The sequence below is a fragment of the Bacillus sp. EB V-12 genome, from assembly GCF_056158125.1.
This window is the reverse complement of record NZ_JBUXJL010000001.1, coordinates 535,614-549,782: the sequence shown is the minus strand read 5'-3', so window position 1 is coordinate 549,782 and position 14,169 is coordinate 535,614. Positions and strand designations below refer to the sequence as shown.

The 14,169-nt window shown below is 35.5% G+C and carries 17 protein-coding genes; 6 read left to right on the top strand and 11 right to left on the bottom strand.

The genetic code is table 11. The annotated features are described in order from the left end of the window. Window positions 1-10: 10 nt before the first annotated feature. From deoB to spoIIM, 6 genes are all read right to left on the bottom strand, one after another. Window positions 11-1,195 (bottom strand): phosphopentomutase, encoded by a 1,185-nt coding sequence (gene deoB / locus ACZDYH_RS02955; protein ID WP_001046079.1) that lies wholly within the window; start codon window positions 1,193-1,195, stop codon window positions 11-13. Window positions 1,196-1,549: 354 nt separating this feature from the next. Continuing rightward, entirely contained in the window at window positions 1,550-2,290 is a 741-nt protein-coding gene (locus ACZDYH_RS02950; protein WP_000733456.1) for a FixH family protein, read from the bottom strand. A 147-nt stretch (window positions 2,291-2,437) separates the two neighbouring features. Then, the gene (gene xerD, locus ACZDYH_RS02945; protein ID WP_000390088.1) at window positions 2,438-3,328 is read right to left on the bottom strand and encodes a site-specific tyrosine recombinase XerD; all 891 of its coding nucleotides are present in this window, start codon (window positions 3,326-3,328) and stop codon (window positions 2,438-2,440) included. A gap of 6 nt (window positions 3,329-3,334) precedes the next feature. After that, entirely contained in the window at window positions 3,335-3,565 is a 231-nt protein-coding gene (locus ACZDYH_RS02940; protein ID WP_001250432.1) for a YqzK family protein, read from the bottom strand. 103 nt (window positions 3,566-3,668) lie between these two features. Next, window positions 3,669-4,124: a ferric iron uptake transcriptional regulator gene (fur, locus tag ACZDYH_RS02935; RefSeq protein ID WP_000392657.1), complete on the bottom strand. Its 456-nt coding sequence runs from the start codon at window positions 4,122-4,124 to the stop codon at window positions 3,669-3,671. Window positions 4,125-4,231: 107 nt separating this feature from the next. Continuing rightward, window positions 4,232-4,849 (bottom strand): stage II sporulation protein M, encoded by a 618-nt coding sequence (gene spoIIM, locus ACZDYH_RS02930; protein ID WP_013142149.1) that lies wholly within the window; start codon window positions 4,847-4,849, stop codon window positions 4,232-4,234. Window positions 4,850-5,004: 155 nt separating this feature from the next. Here spoIIM and ACZDYH_RS02925 point away from each other — a divergent pair, with 155 nt between their 5' ends. Then, window positions 5,005-5,556, top strand: coding sequence for a GNAT family N-acetyltransferase (locus ACZDYH_RS02925; RefSeq protein ID WP_000803479.1), 552 nt, complete (start codon window positions 5,005-5,007; stop codon window positions 5,554-5,556). Between the two features lie 24 nt (window positions 5,557-5,580). On the opposite strand, the gene ACZDYH_RS02920 is transcribed toward ACZDYH_RS02925, so the two are convergent. Then, window positions 5,581-6,120, bottom strand: a complete 540-nt coding sequence (locus ACZDYH_RS02920; RefSeq protein ID WP_088361864.1) for an NUDIX hydrolase — start codon at window positions 6,118-6,120, stop codon at window positions 5,581-5,583. A 74-nt stretch (window positions 6,121-6,194) separates the two neighbouring features. Between ACZDYH_RS02920 and mciZ the strand changes: the two genes are divergently transcribed. Further along, a complete protein-coding gene (gene mciZ / locus ACZDYH_RS02915) occupies window positions 6,195-6,329 on the top strand; it encodes a Z-ring formation inhibitor MciZ (protein WP_000870302.1) in 135 nt (44 codons plus the stop codon). Window positions 6,330-6,421: 92 nt separating this feature from the next. Next, window positions 6,422-7,336, top strand: a complete 915-nt coding sequence (locus tag ACZDYH_RS02910; protein ID WP_044307304.1) for an aldo/keto reductase — start codon at window positions 6,422-6,424, stop codon at window positions 7,334-7,336. A 58-nt stretch (window positions 7,337-7,394) separates the two neighbouring features. Here ACZDYH_RS02910 and ACZDYH_RS02905 read toward each other — a convergent pair whose 3' ends face one another. The 3 genes from ACZDYH_RS02905 to ACZDYH_RS02895 form a co-directional block, all read right to left on the bottom strand. Next, the gene (locus ACZDYH_RS02905) at window positions 7,395-8,222 is read right to left on the bottom strand and encodes an aldo/keto reductase (protein ID WP_000547992.1); all 828 of its coding nucleotides are present in this window, start codon (window positions 8,220-8,222) and stop codon (window positions 7,395-7,397) included. 127 nt (window positions 8,223-8,349) lie between these two features. Continuing rightward, window positions 8,350-8,874 (bottom strand): GrpB family protein, encoded by a 525-nt coding sequence (locus tag ACZDYH_RS02900; RefSeq protein WP_001227186.1) that lies wholly within the window; start codon window positions 8,872-8,874, stop codon window positions 8,350-8,352. Between the two features lie 67 nt (window positions 8,875-8,941). After that, complete coding sequence (locus ACZDYH_RS02895) at window positions 8,942-9,205, bottom strand: YqkE family protein (RefSeq protein WP_000727561.1); 264 nt, start codon at window positions 9,203-9,205, stop codon at window positions 8,942-8,944. Window positions 9,206-9,405: 200 nt separating this feature from the next. Between ACZDYH_RS02895 and ACZDYH_RS02890 the strand changes: the two genes are divergently transcribed. Continuing rightward, a complete protein-coding gene (locus ACZDYH_RS02890; RefSeq protein ID WP_102955929.1) occupies window positions 9,406-10,995 on the top strand; it encodes a bifunctional metallophosphatase/5'-nucleotidase in 1,590 nt (529 codons plus the stop codon). Window positions 10,996-11,119: 124 nt separating this feature from the next. On the opposite strand, the gene ACZDYH_RS02885 is transcribed toward ACZDYH_RS02890, so the two are convergent. Next, entirely contained in the window at window positions 11,120-11,596 is a 477-nt protein-coding gene (locus tag ACZDYH_RS02885) for a ribbon-helix-helix domain-containing protein (protein ID WP_000151931.1), read from the bottom strand. A gap of 121 nt (window positions 11,597-11,717) precedes the next feature. Here ACZDYH_RS02885 and ACZDYH_RS02880 point away from each other — a divergent pair, with 121 nt between their 5' ends. Continuing rightward, the gene (locus ACZDYH_RS02880; RefSeq protein WP_000898970.1) at window positions 11,718-12,716 is read left to right on the top strand and encodes an alpha/beta fold hydrolase; all 999 of its coding nucleotides are present in this window, start codon (window positions 11,718-11,720) and stop codon (window positions 12,714-12,716) included. 131 nt (window positions 12,717-12,847) lie between these two features. After that, a complete protein-coding gene (locus tag ACZDYH_RS02875; RefSeq protein ID WP_000994816.1) occupies window positions 12,848-14,167 on the top strand; it encodes a Na+/H+ antiporter family protein in 1,320 nt (439 codons plus the stop codon). Window positions 14,168-14,169: the final 2 nt, after the last annotated feature.

Genomic DNA, 14,169 nt, shown 5'->3' with positions numbered 1-14,169 from the left:
GTTTATCCCCCTATTTCTTTAGCTCATTTAAGAAGCTTGTTCCGTATTCTGGCATTTTCACACCGAAGTTTTCTGCTACTGTTGCACCAATATCAGCAAATGTTTGACGAAGTGGTAACTCTTGTCCGCCTTCTTTCATGCTTGGGCTATATGCTAATAATGGTACATATTCACGTGTATGGTCAGTACCAGGGTGAATTGGATCATTACCGTGGTCTGCTGTAATTAATAATAGATCATCTTCTTTTAGTTTTGCGAATACTTCTGGAAGACGTGCATCATATTCTTGCAGAGCTTCTCCGTATCCTTGTGGATCACGGCGGTGGCCGAATAATGCATCAAAGTCAACTAAGTTTAAGAAGCTAAGACCTGTAAAGTCCATATTTAATGTATCTACAAGCTTATCCATTCCATCCATGTTAGACTTCGTACGAAGTGATTCCGTTACCCCTTCGCCATCATAAATATCAGAGATTTTACCGATAGCAATTACATCGTAGTCACTATCTTTTAATTCGTTCATTACTGTACGGCCGAATGGTTTTAATGCATAGTCATGACGATTTGGTGTACGTGTAAAGTTTCCAGGTTCACCAACGAATGGACGAGCAATAACACGACCTACCATGTATTTCTCATCTAATGTTAATTCACGTGCAATTTTACAGATTTTATATAACTCATCAAGTGGCACTACTTCTTCGTGTGCTGCAATTTGCAATACGCTATCAGCAGAAGTATAAACGATTAAAGAACCTGTTTCCATTTGCTCTTGACCAAGTTCATCAAGAATCTCAGTTCCAGAAGCTGGCTTATTACCGATAATTTTACGGCCTGTTTTTTCTTCTAATTCATCAAGTAATTCTTTCGGGAATCCTTCCGGGAACACTTGGAATGGTGTATCAATGTAAAGGCCCATGATTTCCCAGTGACCTGTCATTGTATCTTTACCAGTAGATTTCTCTTGCATTTTTGTGTAATATCCAAGTGGTTTCTCTACTTTAGAGATACCTTTCATTTCTCGAATGTTACCAAGACCTAATTTCACCATGTTAGGCATTTGTAACCCATTCATATGTTCAGCAATGTGACCAATTGTGTCAGATCCTAAATCACCAAATTGCTCAGCATCTGGTGCTTCACCGATTCCCACAGAGTCCATTACGACTAGGAATATACGTTTATATTTATTCATAACTGCGACCTCCTATAAGTTCAGTTCTACTTCTTGTAGTATGTTCAAAACGCTATAAAGTGAAACTGTTATCCAAAAGAATTCTCATTGTCAAACAGTACTTCTTTAAATCATTTTCTAACCTATTTCGTTTACTTGAAACGATTCAAAAACATTTCTAGTTTTTTCTAAGTCAGATGTCAGACATCTGATACTGATATCATAACATGTTTACGCTTTCTTTTTAATACATTTTCGTAGAATTTCTCATTTTCTTCACACTTCTATTGTAATCCATTCTGCAACGAAGTGCTAATTTTTTTATGATTTATTTCTTCATATTAAAAATAAAAAGTAGCTCTAAAGAGCTACTTTTTATTTTACTTCTATTGTTTCCTCTTTATGTTCATGCAATTCGCCTTTTCTTACATGTACTTTCACTTTGTAAGCACCGTTCTCTTTGAAAGTATGTTTCGTTTCATACTCTCCTTTATTCCCTTCTTTCGCTGGAATAAATTCGTGTTTTTCAACACCATCTTTCCAAATCTCTAGTTGTACTTCAGCACCAGTTAGGGCTTCTTCTTTTTGTTTTAAATGAACTTTCATTGTAGATTCAGCATTTGCCTTTATGTCTCCAGCCATAAGATGGATCATTGTGTCACTTTTATGATCTCCATGTCCTGCACTGTGATCACTATTTTCTTTTTTCGCATCTTCTACTTTCGCATTTCCTACAGCAACTTTCACTTCTGGCATAACGTGCATTTCACGTGCATTTGTGTGAGCGATAATATGGTATACTCCATCCGTTTCGAATGTTTTCTCTACTGCATAAACACCTTTTCCTTTATGCTTACCATCTAACATCTCGTGCTTTTCGTCGCCATCTTTCCAAATTTCAAACTTTACATCATCGGCATCCGTTACTTTTTCTTTCCCTTGTGTAACAAGTGCTTGTACTTCTGTTTTTTCACCTGGTTTAATTTCTTTCGGATTTGTTTGGACTGCTACTTTTACAGCTTCAAGTTTCTGTTCTTTTTTCGGTTCTTCTTTGTTTGTATTACAGCCAGCCAACGCTAGCATCGCGATAAATAAAGTTATAATCAGTTTTTTCATCATCATTTCCTCCTTTATACTTTATTTAGTATAGAGGAAATACATTGTAATATTCCAGTCTTCTGCTGAAAACAATATACGAAATGTTTGTGAAGTTTCTGTGAAACTGTCTTTCCCTCTTAATCTATGAAAAAAAGAGCATAGTAACTATGCTCTCGGATGAAACTGTTTATATACATCTTTTAATCTAGTTTTTGAAACGTGCGTATAGATTTGCGTCGTTGAAATATCTGCATGTCCAAGCATTTCTTGTACAGCACGTAAATCTGCTCCATTTTCTAATAAGTGCGTAGCAAACGAATGACGCAACGTATGAGGTGTAAGCTCTTTTTCAATGTTTGCTTCTTTCGCTAATCGTTTTAATATTTTCCAAAATCCTTGTCTTGATAATCGATTACCATGATGGTTTAAAAAGAGTGCATCTACTACTTTTTTCCCCATTAATTCTCTTCTTCCTTTTTCAATATACTTTTGAATCGCTTCCGTTGCTAAACTTCCTAGTGGAATAATTCTTTCTTTATTCCCTTTCCCTATGCAACGAACAAATCCCATCGTTAAATGTACATCTTCTAAATTGAGTGCAATCAATTCTGAAACACGAAGTCCTGTCGCATACAGTAACTCTAGCATCGCCTTATCACGAATACCAAAAGCACTTGTCATTTTTGGTGTTTGAAGTAACGCCTCTACTTCATCAACTGATAATACTTTTGGTAATTTCCGTTCCCCTTGTGGCGTTTCAATATGTACGGATGGGTCGTGTTCTACCGCTCGTTCACGAAGTAAAAATTGGTGGAACGAACGAATTGATGCGATATGACGCGCCAATGTTTTCGAAGATTTTCCGTTCTCTTTTAAATACTGCAAAAAGTTAACAATGTGTAAACGGGTCACTTCATGAAAAGTTTTCGTCTGTTCCACATTTTGCAAATACTTTACGTAGCTTTTTAAATCCCGTTCATACGATACTACTGTATTCTTTGCTAATCCTTTTTCGACAACCATATAATGAATAAAATCTTTTAATTGATCTTCCACTCTACACTACTCCCCATTTTCATAGAAAAACATCATTCTATTTACGAAAGCATCCTTTGCCGGTTCTTCATTCCCTGATACTTTTTCTACAGTCTCTTCTTTAGGTTTTTCATAACGATGATAGCTTTCATATTCTTCATTTATCCATAGTATAGCGAAATAAAACAAAATCGTACAACTTGTAAATAATAAAAATACTTTTATTCCATCAAAAGTTAATTTTAAAGCTCGGCGCATTGTAAATTCCTCCAAAATATAAGTTATTACAACATATGCCAAGCTTTCACCAATTTATACCTTATTCAAATAAAAAACCTCTTCCTAGATAAATAGGAAAAGGTTATTTTTCATCCGTTTCATTTTCTTGACAATTTTTACAAATCCCATGGAATGTTAAACGATGATCTTTCACCTTAAAGCTCCAGTCTCGTTCTACTTTCCTTTCCACTTCACCAAGTAAATCTTCTTGTATTTCTTGTACAGCACCACATTGTGTACAAATCAAATGATGGTGGAAACGCTGCGCACCTTCTTGGCGTAAGTCATAGCGTGAAACACCGTCTCCGAAGTTAATCTTATCGACAACTTTTAACTCAGATAATAGTTCTAAAGTTCGATAGACGGTTGCTAATCCGATCTCTGGCGACTTTTCTTTTACAAGGAGGTAAACATCTTCTGCGCTTAAATGATCTTCTTCATTTTCTAGCAGCACACGAACTGTTGCTTCACGTTGCGGTGTTAATTTGTAGCTCGCTGCATGTAATTGCTTCTTAATTCGTTCAATTCTTTCTTCCATTCGGTACTACTCCCTCCTCGCCACTCTTACACCATTATATCAGAAGAAGGGCTTCTGTCAAAAGAAAAAACAATAAAAACAAATTGATAATTATTCTCAAAAAGTATTTATTTTTTATTAATAGCCTCAACGACTTCTTTCATTAAAACTGGTGATGCGTAAGCCTCCACACTAGAAGCAAGTGCTAACACCACTCCAATTACGAGAAAGAAGCATGTATAACGGATTAATAATGGTAATAGTGGCTCGGTTATTTTTCTAATAAATTGATGCCTAATCATCCGTAAAGAAAAACTTGCAGCAATGGTTGTCATAACGAGAAAGACTGGAATGATAATTAAATTTTGTGGCAAAACAGATACAAATGCTAATAATAGTCCATTCCATCCATGCTGACTTACTAAAAAACCAACTGTAAATCCAACGACAACTCCTTTTACAAATAATAAAATAAAAATAAGTGGTAATCCAATAATTGAAATTCCTAAAATCCAAATAAATCCGATGTATTTTAATTGCGAAAAGTAACTTTCTCGAAACATTTCGCCCGCAATGGCAAATTCTCCTTTAGAGACTTGTCCAAAAAAACGTTGTAAATAAAATGATAAATCTTGTTTTTGATTGATTTGTAAACTATTCACGAGAATGGCTCCGAATATTACTCCCATCAATAATAAAACAGCGTTAAATATATATAATGAAGAGTTTTCCTGTATGTGAGACATTACACGGTCTTGCCAATTTTTTCGCCACATTTTTCTTCCCTCCGTTCACACTCTTATTAAAAATGTATGAAAGAAAGAAAAAAGTATGACGAATTAACATTGAAATTCCGCTCTACTTTGCTAAACTAAAAAGTAGAGAATAGGAGGGATTTCTCTTGAAACCATTATTATTAGATTTTCCAACATTATTTCAAACTGAACGCTTGCAAGTTCGTAAACCATTTCCAGGTGATGGTGCAGAAGTATATGAAGCAATCCAAGCTTCTCTAGAAGACTTAGTACCGTGGATACCAATTAACGCTGAAACAGAAGAGAGTGCTGAAGAAATTGTTCGCGAAGCTCACGGACAGTTTTTACTTCGTGAAACACTTGATTTTCACTTATACGATAAAGTATCTGGTACATTCATCGGAGCAATTACACTAAAGCCTGAAAACTGGGATATTCCAAAGTTTTCACTTCACTTCTGGCTACATAGTGCCTATACAAAACAAGGCTATATGACCGAAGCTGTTAAAGGTGCAATTCAGTTCGCCTTTGATAAACTAGGCGCTAGAAGAATTGAAATTCGTACTGATGCAACAAATATAAATGCATGTAGCTTAGCAGAACGTCTAGAATTCATTCTAGAAGGGACAATGGAAAATGATTTCCTAGCACCAGATGGTAGCTTACGTGATGCACGTGTATATGCAAAAATCAATTAAAAAACACTCGCCTTTGGCGAGTGTTTATTTTTGTAGTTGTAAATATTGTACTGCAAACATCGTCTTCGCATCATGAATACGAAGATCTTTCATAAGAGTAATCGCTTCCTCTAACGATACTTCCATTAATTCCACAAACTCATCTTCATCTAACTCAGCTTTATTTTCTTTTCTTGTCAAACCTGTCGCTTTATATACATATAAAATTTCATCTGCGAATCCTGGAGATGTATAGAAAGAAGTAATGAGCTCCATATTTTCACATACATATCCTGTTTCCTCTTCTAATTCACGAACTGCTGTTACCTCAGGTTTTTCACCAGGTTCTAACTTGCCAGCCGGAATTTCTATAATCGCCTTTTCAAGTGCTTTACGATACTGCTCAACAAGCAGAATTTTCCCCTCATCAGTAATAGCAATAATAGCAACTGCACCAGGGTGATTTACAATTTCACGTTTACTCATTGCTCCATTTGGTAATACTACATCATCAACACGAACTTTTATAACTCTACCATCAAAAATTGGCTCAGTTTTTACTGTTCTCTCTGCAAGATTACTCATACTACTTCATCTCCCTGTTCTATTTCCTATTCTTTCCTCATACATTTTACCACATTGAAAGGAGCGTGATAGAAATGAAAGTTTATATTTTACCAAATCGCGTCACTTTAGTCGGAAAAGCATGGCAAATTCGCCATAAGCTAAAGCAATATAGCAAAGAGTATACAACTGTACAAGAGTGGATTACAGCAAATAAAGTGAAACATTAATCATGCTTTTACGGGCAGTTAATGCGAAGCGGAAAGTAAACGTTTGTCAACCTCTTTTCCCTCTCGTACAATAAAGGTAAGGAGGTTGACCTATGAAAAAACGTCAATTAGGAAACTCAGATTTGTTTGTTACAGAAATGGGCCTTGGCTGTATGTCTCTCGGTACATCTGAAACAGAAGCTATGCATATTATCGATGAAGCGATCGATTTAGGAATTAATTTTTTTGATACAGCAGATTTATATGATTACGGATTAAATGAAGAATTTGTTGGAAAAGCCTTGAAGGGAAGAAGAGACCAAATTGTACTTACAACGAAGGTTGGAAATCGTTGGACAGAAGAAAAAAATGGCTGGTCTTGGGATCCTTCTAAAGCTTACATAAAGACTGAAGTAAAGGAAAGTTTACGTAGACTTCAAACTGATTATATTGACCTTTACCAACTTCATGGCGGAACAATTGAAGATCCAATAGATGAAACAATTGAAGCTTTTGAAGAATTGAAAAAGGAAGGTATTATTCGCCATTACGGTATTTCTTCTATACGCCCAAATGTCGTTCGTGAATATGCAAAACGCTCAAACATCGTTAGTGTACTAATGGAATATAACCTTTTAAATCGTCGTCCAGAAGAATGGTTCCCCCTTCTAAATGAACACCAAATTAGCGTCATTGCCCGCGGGCCACTTGCAAAAGGAATTTTAACTGACAATAATGCAAGAAAGATAGAAAGAGTAAAGGAAAAGGATTATCTCTCTTATTCTTACGATGAATTACATGCAACTCTAGCAAGTGTAAAAGAAATAATTGGAGAACGCTCTTTAACAGGAACAGCTATTCAATATTGCTTACATAATAAGACTGTTGCAGCTATTATACCTGGTGCAAGCTCTCTTCAACAATTACAGGAAAATATACGAGCTAGTCAACAGTTACCTTTAACGAAAGAAGAATATATACAACTTCAAAAGATTGTTAAATATGACACATATGCTTTGCATCGTTAAAAATATCGAATTACCGATAAAACAGAAGACTGTCTCCAGTATTAGGAGACAGTCTTTTTTATAACGTATCATATTTATCAGGATTCGTTCCTACATGTAAATCACGATTCAACGTGTTAATTTGACGTATCTCTTCTTCAGTTAGTGCAAAATCAAAAATAGTAAAGTTTTCTTTAATACGAGATGGTGTAACAGATTTAGGAATTGTAACAATCCCGCTTTGAATATCCCACCTTAATATAACTTGTGCAGGTGTTTTTTCATATTTGTTAGCAATAGCCTGAATGATTGGATGCTGGAATACTTCTCCGCCCCTCATTAACGGACTCCATGCTTCCATTTGAATTTGCTCATCTTGACAATAATTTCGCAACTCAAATTGCGTCAACATCGGATGAAGTTCCACTTGGTTTACCATCGGCTTCACTTTGCAATTTGGTAATAATAGTTCTAAATGATGTTTATGAAAATTAGAAACACCAATCGCACGCACTTTACCTTCTTCATACAATTTCTCTAAAGCTCGGTACGTATCAACATACTTCCCTCTTACCGGCCAATGTATTAAATATAAATCTACATAGTCCATTTGTAATTTTTTCAAACTCTTTTCAAACGCCTCGAGTGTCTCCTCATATCCTTGATCGTCGTTCCATACTTTTGTTGTAATAAATATATCTTCTCTTGGAATTCCTGATTCACGTATCGCCTCTCCGACACCGCTTTCATTTTCATATACAGTTGCTGTATCAATCGAACGGTATCCAACTTCTAACGCTGTTTTTACTGCTTGCTTTACTTCGTCTCCTTCTTTCGCTTTATATACGCCTAGACCAATCATCGGCATTTTCACGCCATTATGAAGTGTAGTTGTTGGAATATGCACAGTCGTCTCCCTTTCATTGTTACATTTTTTATAAGCCACAATTTTATTTCAACAAGATTCATCCCAAAAGTCAAAACATACGTACAGTTTACATAACACTTTTATATAGCTAAAAAATAGCGTGAACTCATTCATTCACGTTATTTTTTCTCCATTCTTTCGCTTTTTCATCCACATTGCGCACAAACTCATTTTTTCCTTCCGTATATAACGCGCCATCATATGTATACTTTTCGGCTAATTCTTTCTTTAAGGTTGCATATGCCTCTGCTTCTTCACAATGAGCCATCATATAATCACGAAATGCTAAATGCCTTACTATCTCTGGATTTCCTTTTTCAAACACGTGTAAATGATACGAGCGTTTTTCTTCAGTTCCATGAATAAAATATCGGCGTCTTGAAATACCATTTTCCCCTTTTACGATGTAACCAAGCTCTATAAATCGTTCATTCCACCCATCTACTCTTTCGATATTTTCTACTTCCATGATCATATCAATAATAGGTTTAGCTGCCAGTCCGGGAACTGACGTACTTCCAATATGATGAATTTTTACCGTTTCTGGCATCGCTGATTTTAATCTTTTAGCCTCCATTTGAAATTTTTCACTCCAATGGTTTTCATGTGGAACAACGACAATTTTTCTCATTCTAACTCCCCTTTTCTTACAAGCTCGTCAAAAAATGATCAGTGGTATTTCACTGATCATTTTTTTATTATTTAAAGTCTTTCCAAGTAAGGTTACTTTCACTTAGCAGTTCTTCAAATGATTTATTCTTTTCACGTTCTTTTTGTTCTTGGCGCTTTCTTTCCAGTTCAGCTGCCTCTTTTTCCTCTTCCCTCACTTGCAACTCTTTCTTCTTACTCTTTAATTGTTGCATGAGTGAATCATTTAATTGATCGCCTAATGTAAGTGTTTCTTTCTTTGGTTGATTCACTTGTGATTGTCTTTGCATTTGTCTTTGTTTCTTTTTCTTCATGCTACTCACCTTTTACTTTTTTCTCCATTATAGTAGATACACAATGAAATCGACAATAAAAAAGGGTCTTTACTCTATTATTCACTTTTTGTAAATATGTTAATTTTTCGAAAAGACTAAATTTTTATGTAGCTATAATCCTATGAATCTATTAAAATTATGTCGTATGATGTCAGATTATAAAAAAGGAGAATTATATTATGTGGAAAAAAATTATTCCTGCCGTTGCTGTTTTAAGCACCATTACTTTTTCAAGCGTATTTGCCGCTCCCCCATCTCAGAATCCAGCTGAACAAAACCGCTACATAGACGTACAAATGCTTGGTATTAATGATCTCCATGGACAACTAGATACTGTTAAAAAAATCAATAATAAAGAAGCTGGTGGCGCTGATTACTTAGCTACTTATTTAAAAGAACATAAAAAACAAAACCCTAATACACTTCTCGTACATGCTGGTGATATCGTCGGAGCTAGTCCACCAGTTTCAGCATTATTACAAGATGAACCGACGATTGAATTTTTAAATGACTTAAAATTTGATGTCGGTACAATCGGGAACCATGAATTTGATGAAGGCATTGATGAAATGAAACGCCTCATTTACGGTGGATATCATGAAAAAACAGGAAATTTCAAAGGGGCTAACTTCCCCTATGTAGCTGCTAATTTCTATAACAAATCAACTGGCCGCTTATTTTTACCACCATTTACTGTAAAAATGGTAGATGGTGTTCCTGTAGGATTCATTGGGGTTGTTACAACTGATACACCAAATGTTGTTATGCCTACGATGCTTAACAATGTACAAATTACTGATGAAGTAGAAGCAATTAATAAATCAACACAACAATTAAAACGCCTCGGCGTTAAATCTATCGTCGTTCTTGCTCATGTCGGTGGAACAACCGATGAGTCTGGGGTAACAAATGGCGACCTTACTCGAATTGCAAATGAAACAGACCCAGAAGTTGATGTTATCTTCGGTGGACATAGTCATACGTATGTAAATGGTACAGTAAATAATAAACTAATTGTCCAAGCAAATTCATATGGAATGGCTTTCTCAGACGTCGATGTAACAATTGATCGTAAAACAAAGGATATTGTAAAGAAAAAAGCTGAAGTTGTTACAACGTATCATGAAGGTGTAGAACCTGATAAACAAGTAAAGAAAAAACTAGATCAATATAAAGAAAAAATCGCACCACTTGTAAATGAAGTGGTCGGAAAATCTACAGCACCTATCGACCGTAAACAAAATGATGCTGGTGAGTCCACTCTTGGAAATTTAGTTGCCGATGCTCAGCGTCAAACGATGCAAACTCAAATCTCCCTCATGAATCCTGGTGGCATTCGTAATGACTTAGATGCTGGTGATATTACGTGGGGTGAGTTATACGGCATTCAACCTTTTGGAAATCAATTGATTAAAGTAAATTTAACAGGTCAAGACATTCGCGATATTTTAAATCAGCAATGGCAAAAGGGAACAACAAGAATGCTTCAAATTTCAGGTATTCAATATACGTGGGATGCAAATAAACCAAACGGTGAAAAAGTTACAAATATACGTTTAACAAACGGAGAAGAATTATCTCCATCTACAACGTATAGCGTAGTTGCAAATGCCTTCTTAGCTTCTGGCGGTGATGGATTCGTATCATTTAAAAATGGTAAAAATGCAGAAACTGGGCCAAACGACTTTGAAGCGTTAGTCAATTACGTAAAACAATTAAAAGAACCAATTCAGCCAGTTATTGATGGAAGAATTCAAAAATTAAATTAAGTGTTTCTCTAATAATAAATTTCATTTTTCACGCATAAAGGATTTGTACTGATCCTCTATTTTATACGTAATATACATCATAAAAAGGATACTCGTTCTTCTAATGAACACAGTATCCTTTTCTTTAGTTATCAAAATGTGATGTTTTGTCAACTTCATATTGCTGTAAAAATTGTTGCAACGCCTCTTCTACAAGTTTAGATTTTTGAATTCCTTTCGATTCTGATATAAGGTCCAATCTTGCTAATATTTCTGTATTAATAGAAAAGGTCCGTCTCTTTTTCTCTGTACTTTTACTCACAATTGGTGCAATTACTTCTTCTCTTTTTCTTAATAACTCATAAATGCTTTGTAATTGCTCATAAATTAATAATTGATAATCTGTTTTCTCATATTGAAGGGCGGTCGCTTCTTGGAGTTGTAAGTGACGTGGTTCTTCTCCATCTCCTACAAAAATACGTTTCTTCTGCTCTCCATCATATTCGTATCCAATCAATCTTAATTTCTTCGATAATGTATACGGGCTTATTTCAAGACGTTTTGCTATAATAGCGATGGATTCACGTCTATTTAAACCATCTATAATTTCTCCAATCGTCACAATTTCCCTCCTCCCGTGTTGAAATGACACTAGTATGGTATGTTACAATGATTTTCTAACAGTATATGCAAAATGAATAGCCTGTGCGATTCATACGATTTCACAAAAGGAGGTTTTCAATATGCTTTTTCGTAGCTACACCCCTCAGTTCTATAACGAAAACAAACAACTCATTCCTAATAGTATCGCTACGATAGAAAGCGTTATGATTAATAATCGAAAACAAACTCTCCTTATGCGTGGACAAAACGTAGAGCAACCTATTTTATTATGCTGTCACGGCGGACCTGGGATGGCACAAATCGGATTTATTCGCCATTTTCAAAAAGAATTAGAGAAGCAATTTATTGTTATTAATTGGGATCAGCGCGGGGCTGGTAAATCCTTTTCAATGAAAGATTTCGGAGCAAATTTCACAATCGAACAATTCGTTTCCGATGCAAAAGAAGTGATTCAATATGTACTTAAAAAGTTCAACAAACAAAAACTATTTCTCGCTGGTCATTCTTGGGGAAGTATTATTGGGCTTAACATAGCACATCAATATCCAAAGTATATCGAGGCTTACATCGGTATTGGGCAAATTGTACATATGAAACAAAATGAAGAATTGCTATATCAACATTTAATTCATTCTGCAAAAAAACATGATCATAAAAAAGCATTAGCTTCCCTTTTAAAATTAGGCAAACCACCATTTTTAGATACGAGACGTCTCATTATTCAAAGAAAGTGGCTTGGCACATTTGGAGGCGCAATCCAAAACGGATCTTCCTTTTCTTTCATACGAAAAGGTTTCTTTTCTCCTGAATATACGCTATTAGATTGGTTCAAGTTTCTCGCAGGAAATTTAAAATCTGGTGTTTTATGGGAAGAAATGCTGACAATCGATTTCTTTTCTTCTATTTCAAGTTTATCTATTCCAGTTTATTTTTGTTCTGGTCGCTATGATTATCAAACTCCTTATGCACTCGTTCAGGAATATTGCGATATTATTGAAGCGCCTATAAAAAAGATGATTTGGTTCCCAAATTCAGCACATTCTCCTGATTTAGAAGAACCAGAATTATTCGCTAATTCTTTACAATCAATTAAACAAGAGCTAGCTTTTCAGCATTAGTAACAAAAGGCTCTTTTACATTTCATAGAAAACATTTTATAATAATATGTCGCAAGCATGTATAAACATAGCAAAATGTTTCATATTTACTTGTCTTAACAGAATAAAAATTTAGGGAGATTACATTTATTATGAACGCTGTACTCGTCGCAGTAGCAATTATGCTATTGCTTAGTTTGTTACGTGTCCAGGTCATTGTCGCCATCATTGTTGGAGCTTTAACAGGCGGACTTATCGGCGGACTCGGTATTTCAGAAACGATTAACACTTTTACAACTGGTCTTGGAAACAGTGCTCCAATCGCTTTAAGTTATGCAATGCTTGGTGGTTTCGCTATTTCCCTTTCCAAAACAGGACTTCCAGATGCTATGATTCAAACTGCATTAAAATGGATTGGCAATGAACAAGACACGAAAAAACAAGTTTATTCTAAAATACTTATTTTATTCATTATTTTAACGATGGCTTGTTTCTCACAAAATGTGATTCCTGTTCACATTGCTTTCATCCCCATCTTAATTCCAGCACTTTTAAAAGTATTAAATGAGCTGAAAGTGGATCGCAGACTTGTCACATGTATTATTACATTTGGATTGATTACTCCTTATATGTGGATCCCTGCAGGATTCGGAAAAATTTATCATGACGTATTACAAACCAACGCTGCGCAAAGCGGCCTTACATTTGATGTCACACTTATTCCAAAAGCAATGACTATTCCAGCAATTGGTATGATTATTGGATTATGTGTAGCGGTATTCATTACGTACCGAAAACCTCGTACGTATGAAACAGAACAAATTCATACTACCGAAAATGAAATCGTTCCCTATACAAAACGTAGCATTACTTTCGGGTTATTATCTATCATTGCTACATTAACTGTTCAATTAACAACAGAATCAATGATTTTCGGTGCTTTAGCAGGTATTATCGTCTTATCAGTTAGTGGCAGTCTACCACTTAAAGAAGCAGATGCGATATTAACAAGCGGAATGCGTATGATGTCCTTTATTGGCTTTGTTATGATTGCTGCCGCTGGATTCGGCGCTGTTCTTCGAAAAACAGGACATGTTGAATCTCTGGTGCAAACGAGTGCACATATAATTGGAAATAACAAACCACTCGCTGCATTTCTTATGCTCGTTATTGGACTTCTCGTTACGATGGGAATTGGTTCATCCTTTTCAACCATCCCTATCTTAACAACCATTTTTGTACCTCTTTGCATTCAGCTTGGATTTAGTCCAATGGCCACAATTGCAATTATCGGTACAGCCGGAGCACTAGGTGACGCAGGATCTCCAGCATCGGATAGTACCCTTGGACCAACATCCGGTTTAAATGCTGATGGTCAGCACCATCATATATGGGATACATGTGTACCCACTTTTCTACATTACAATATACCGTTACTTATATTTGGCTTTATTGCCGCAATTACATTATAAAA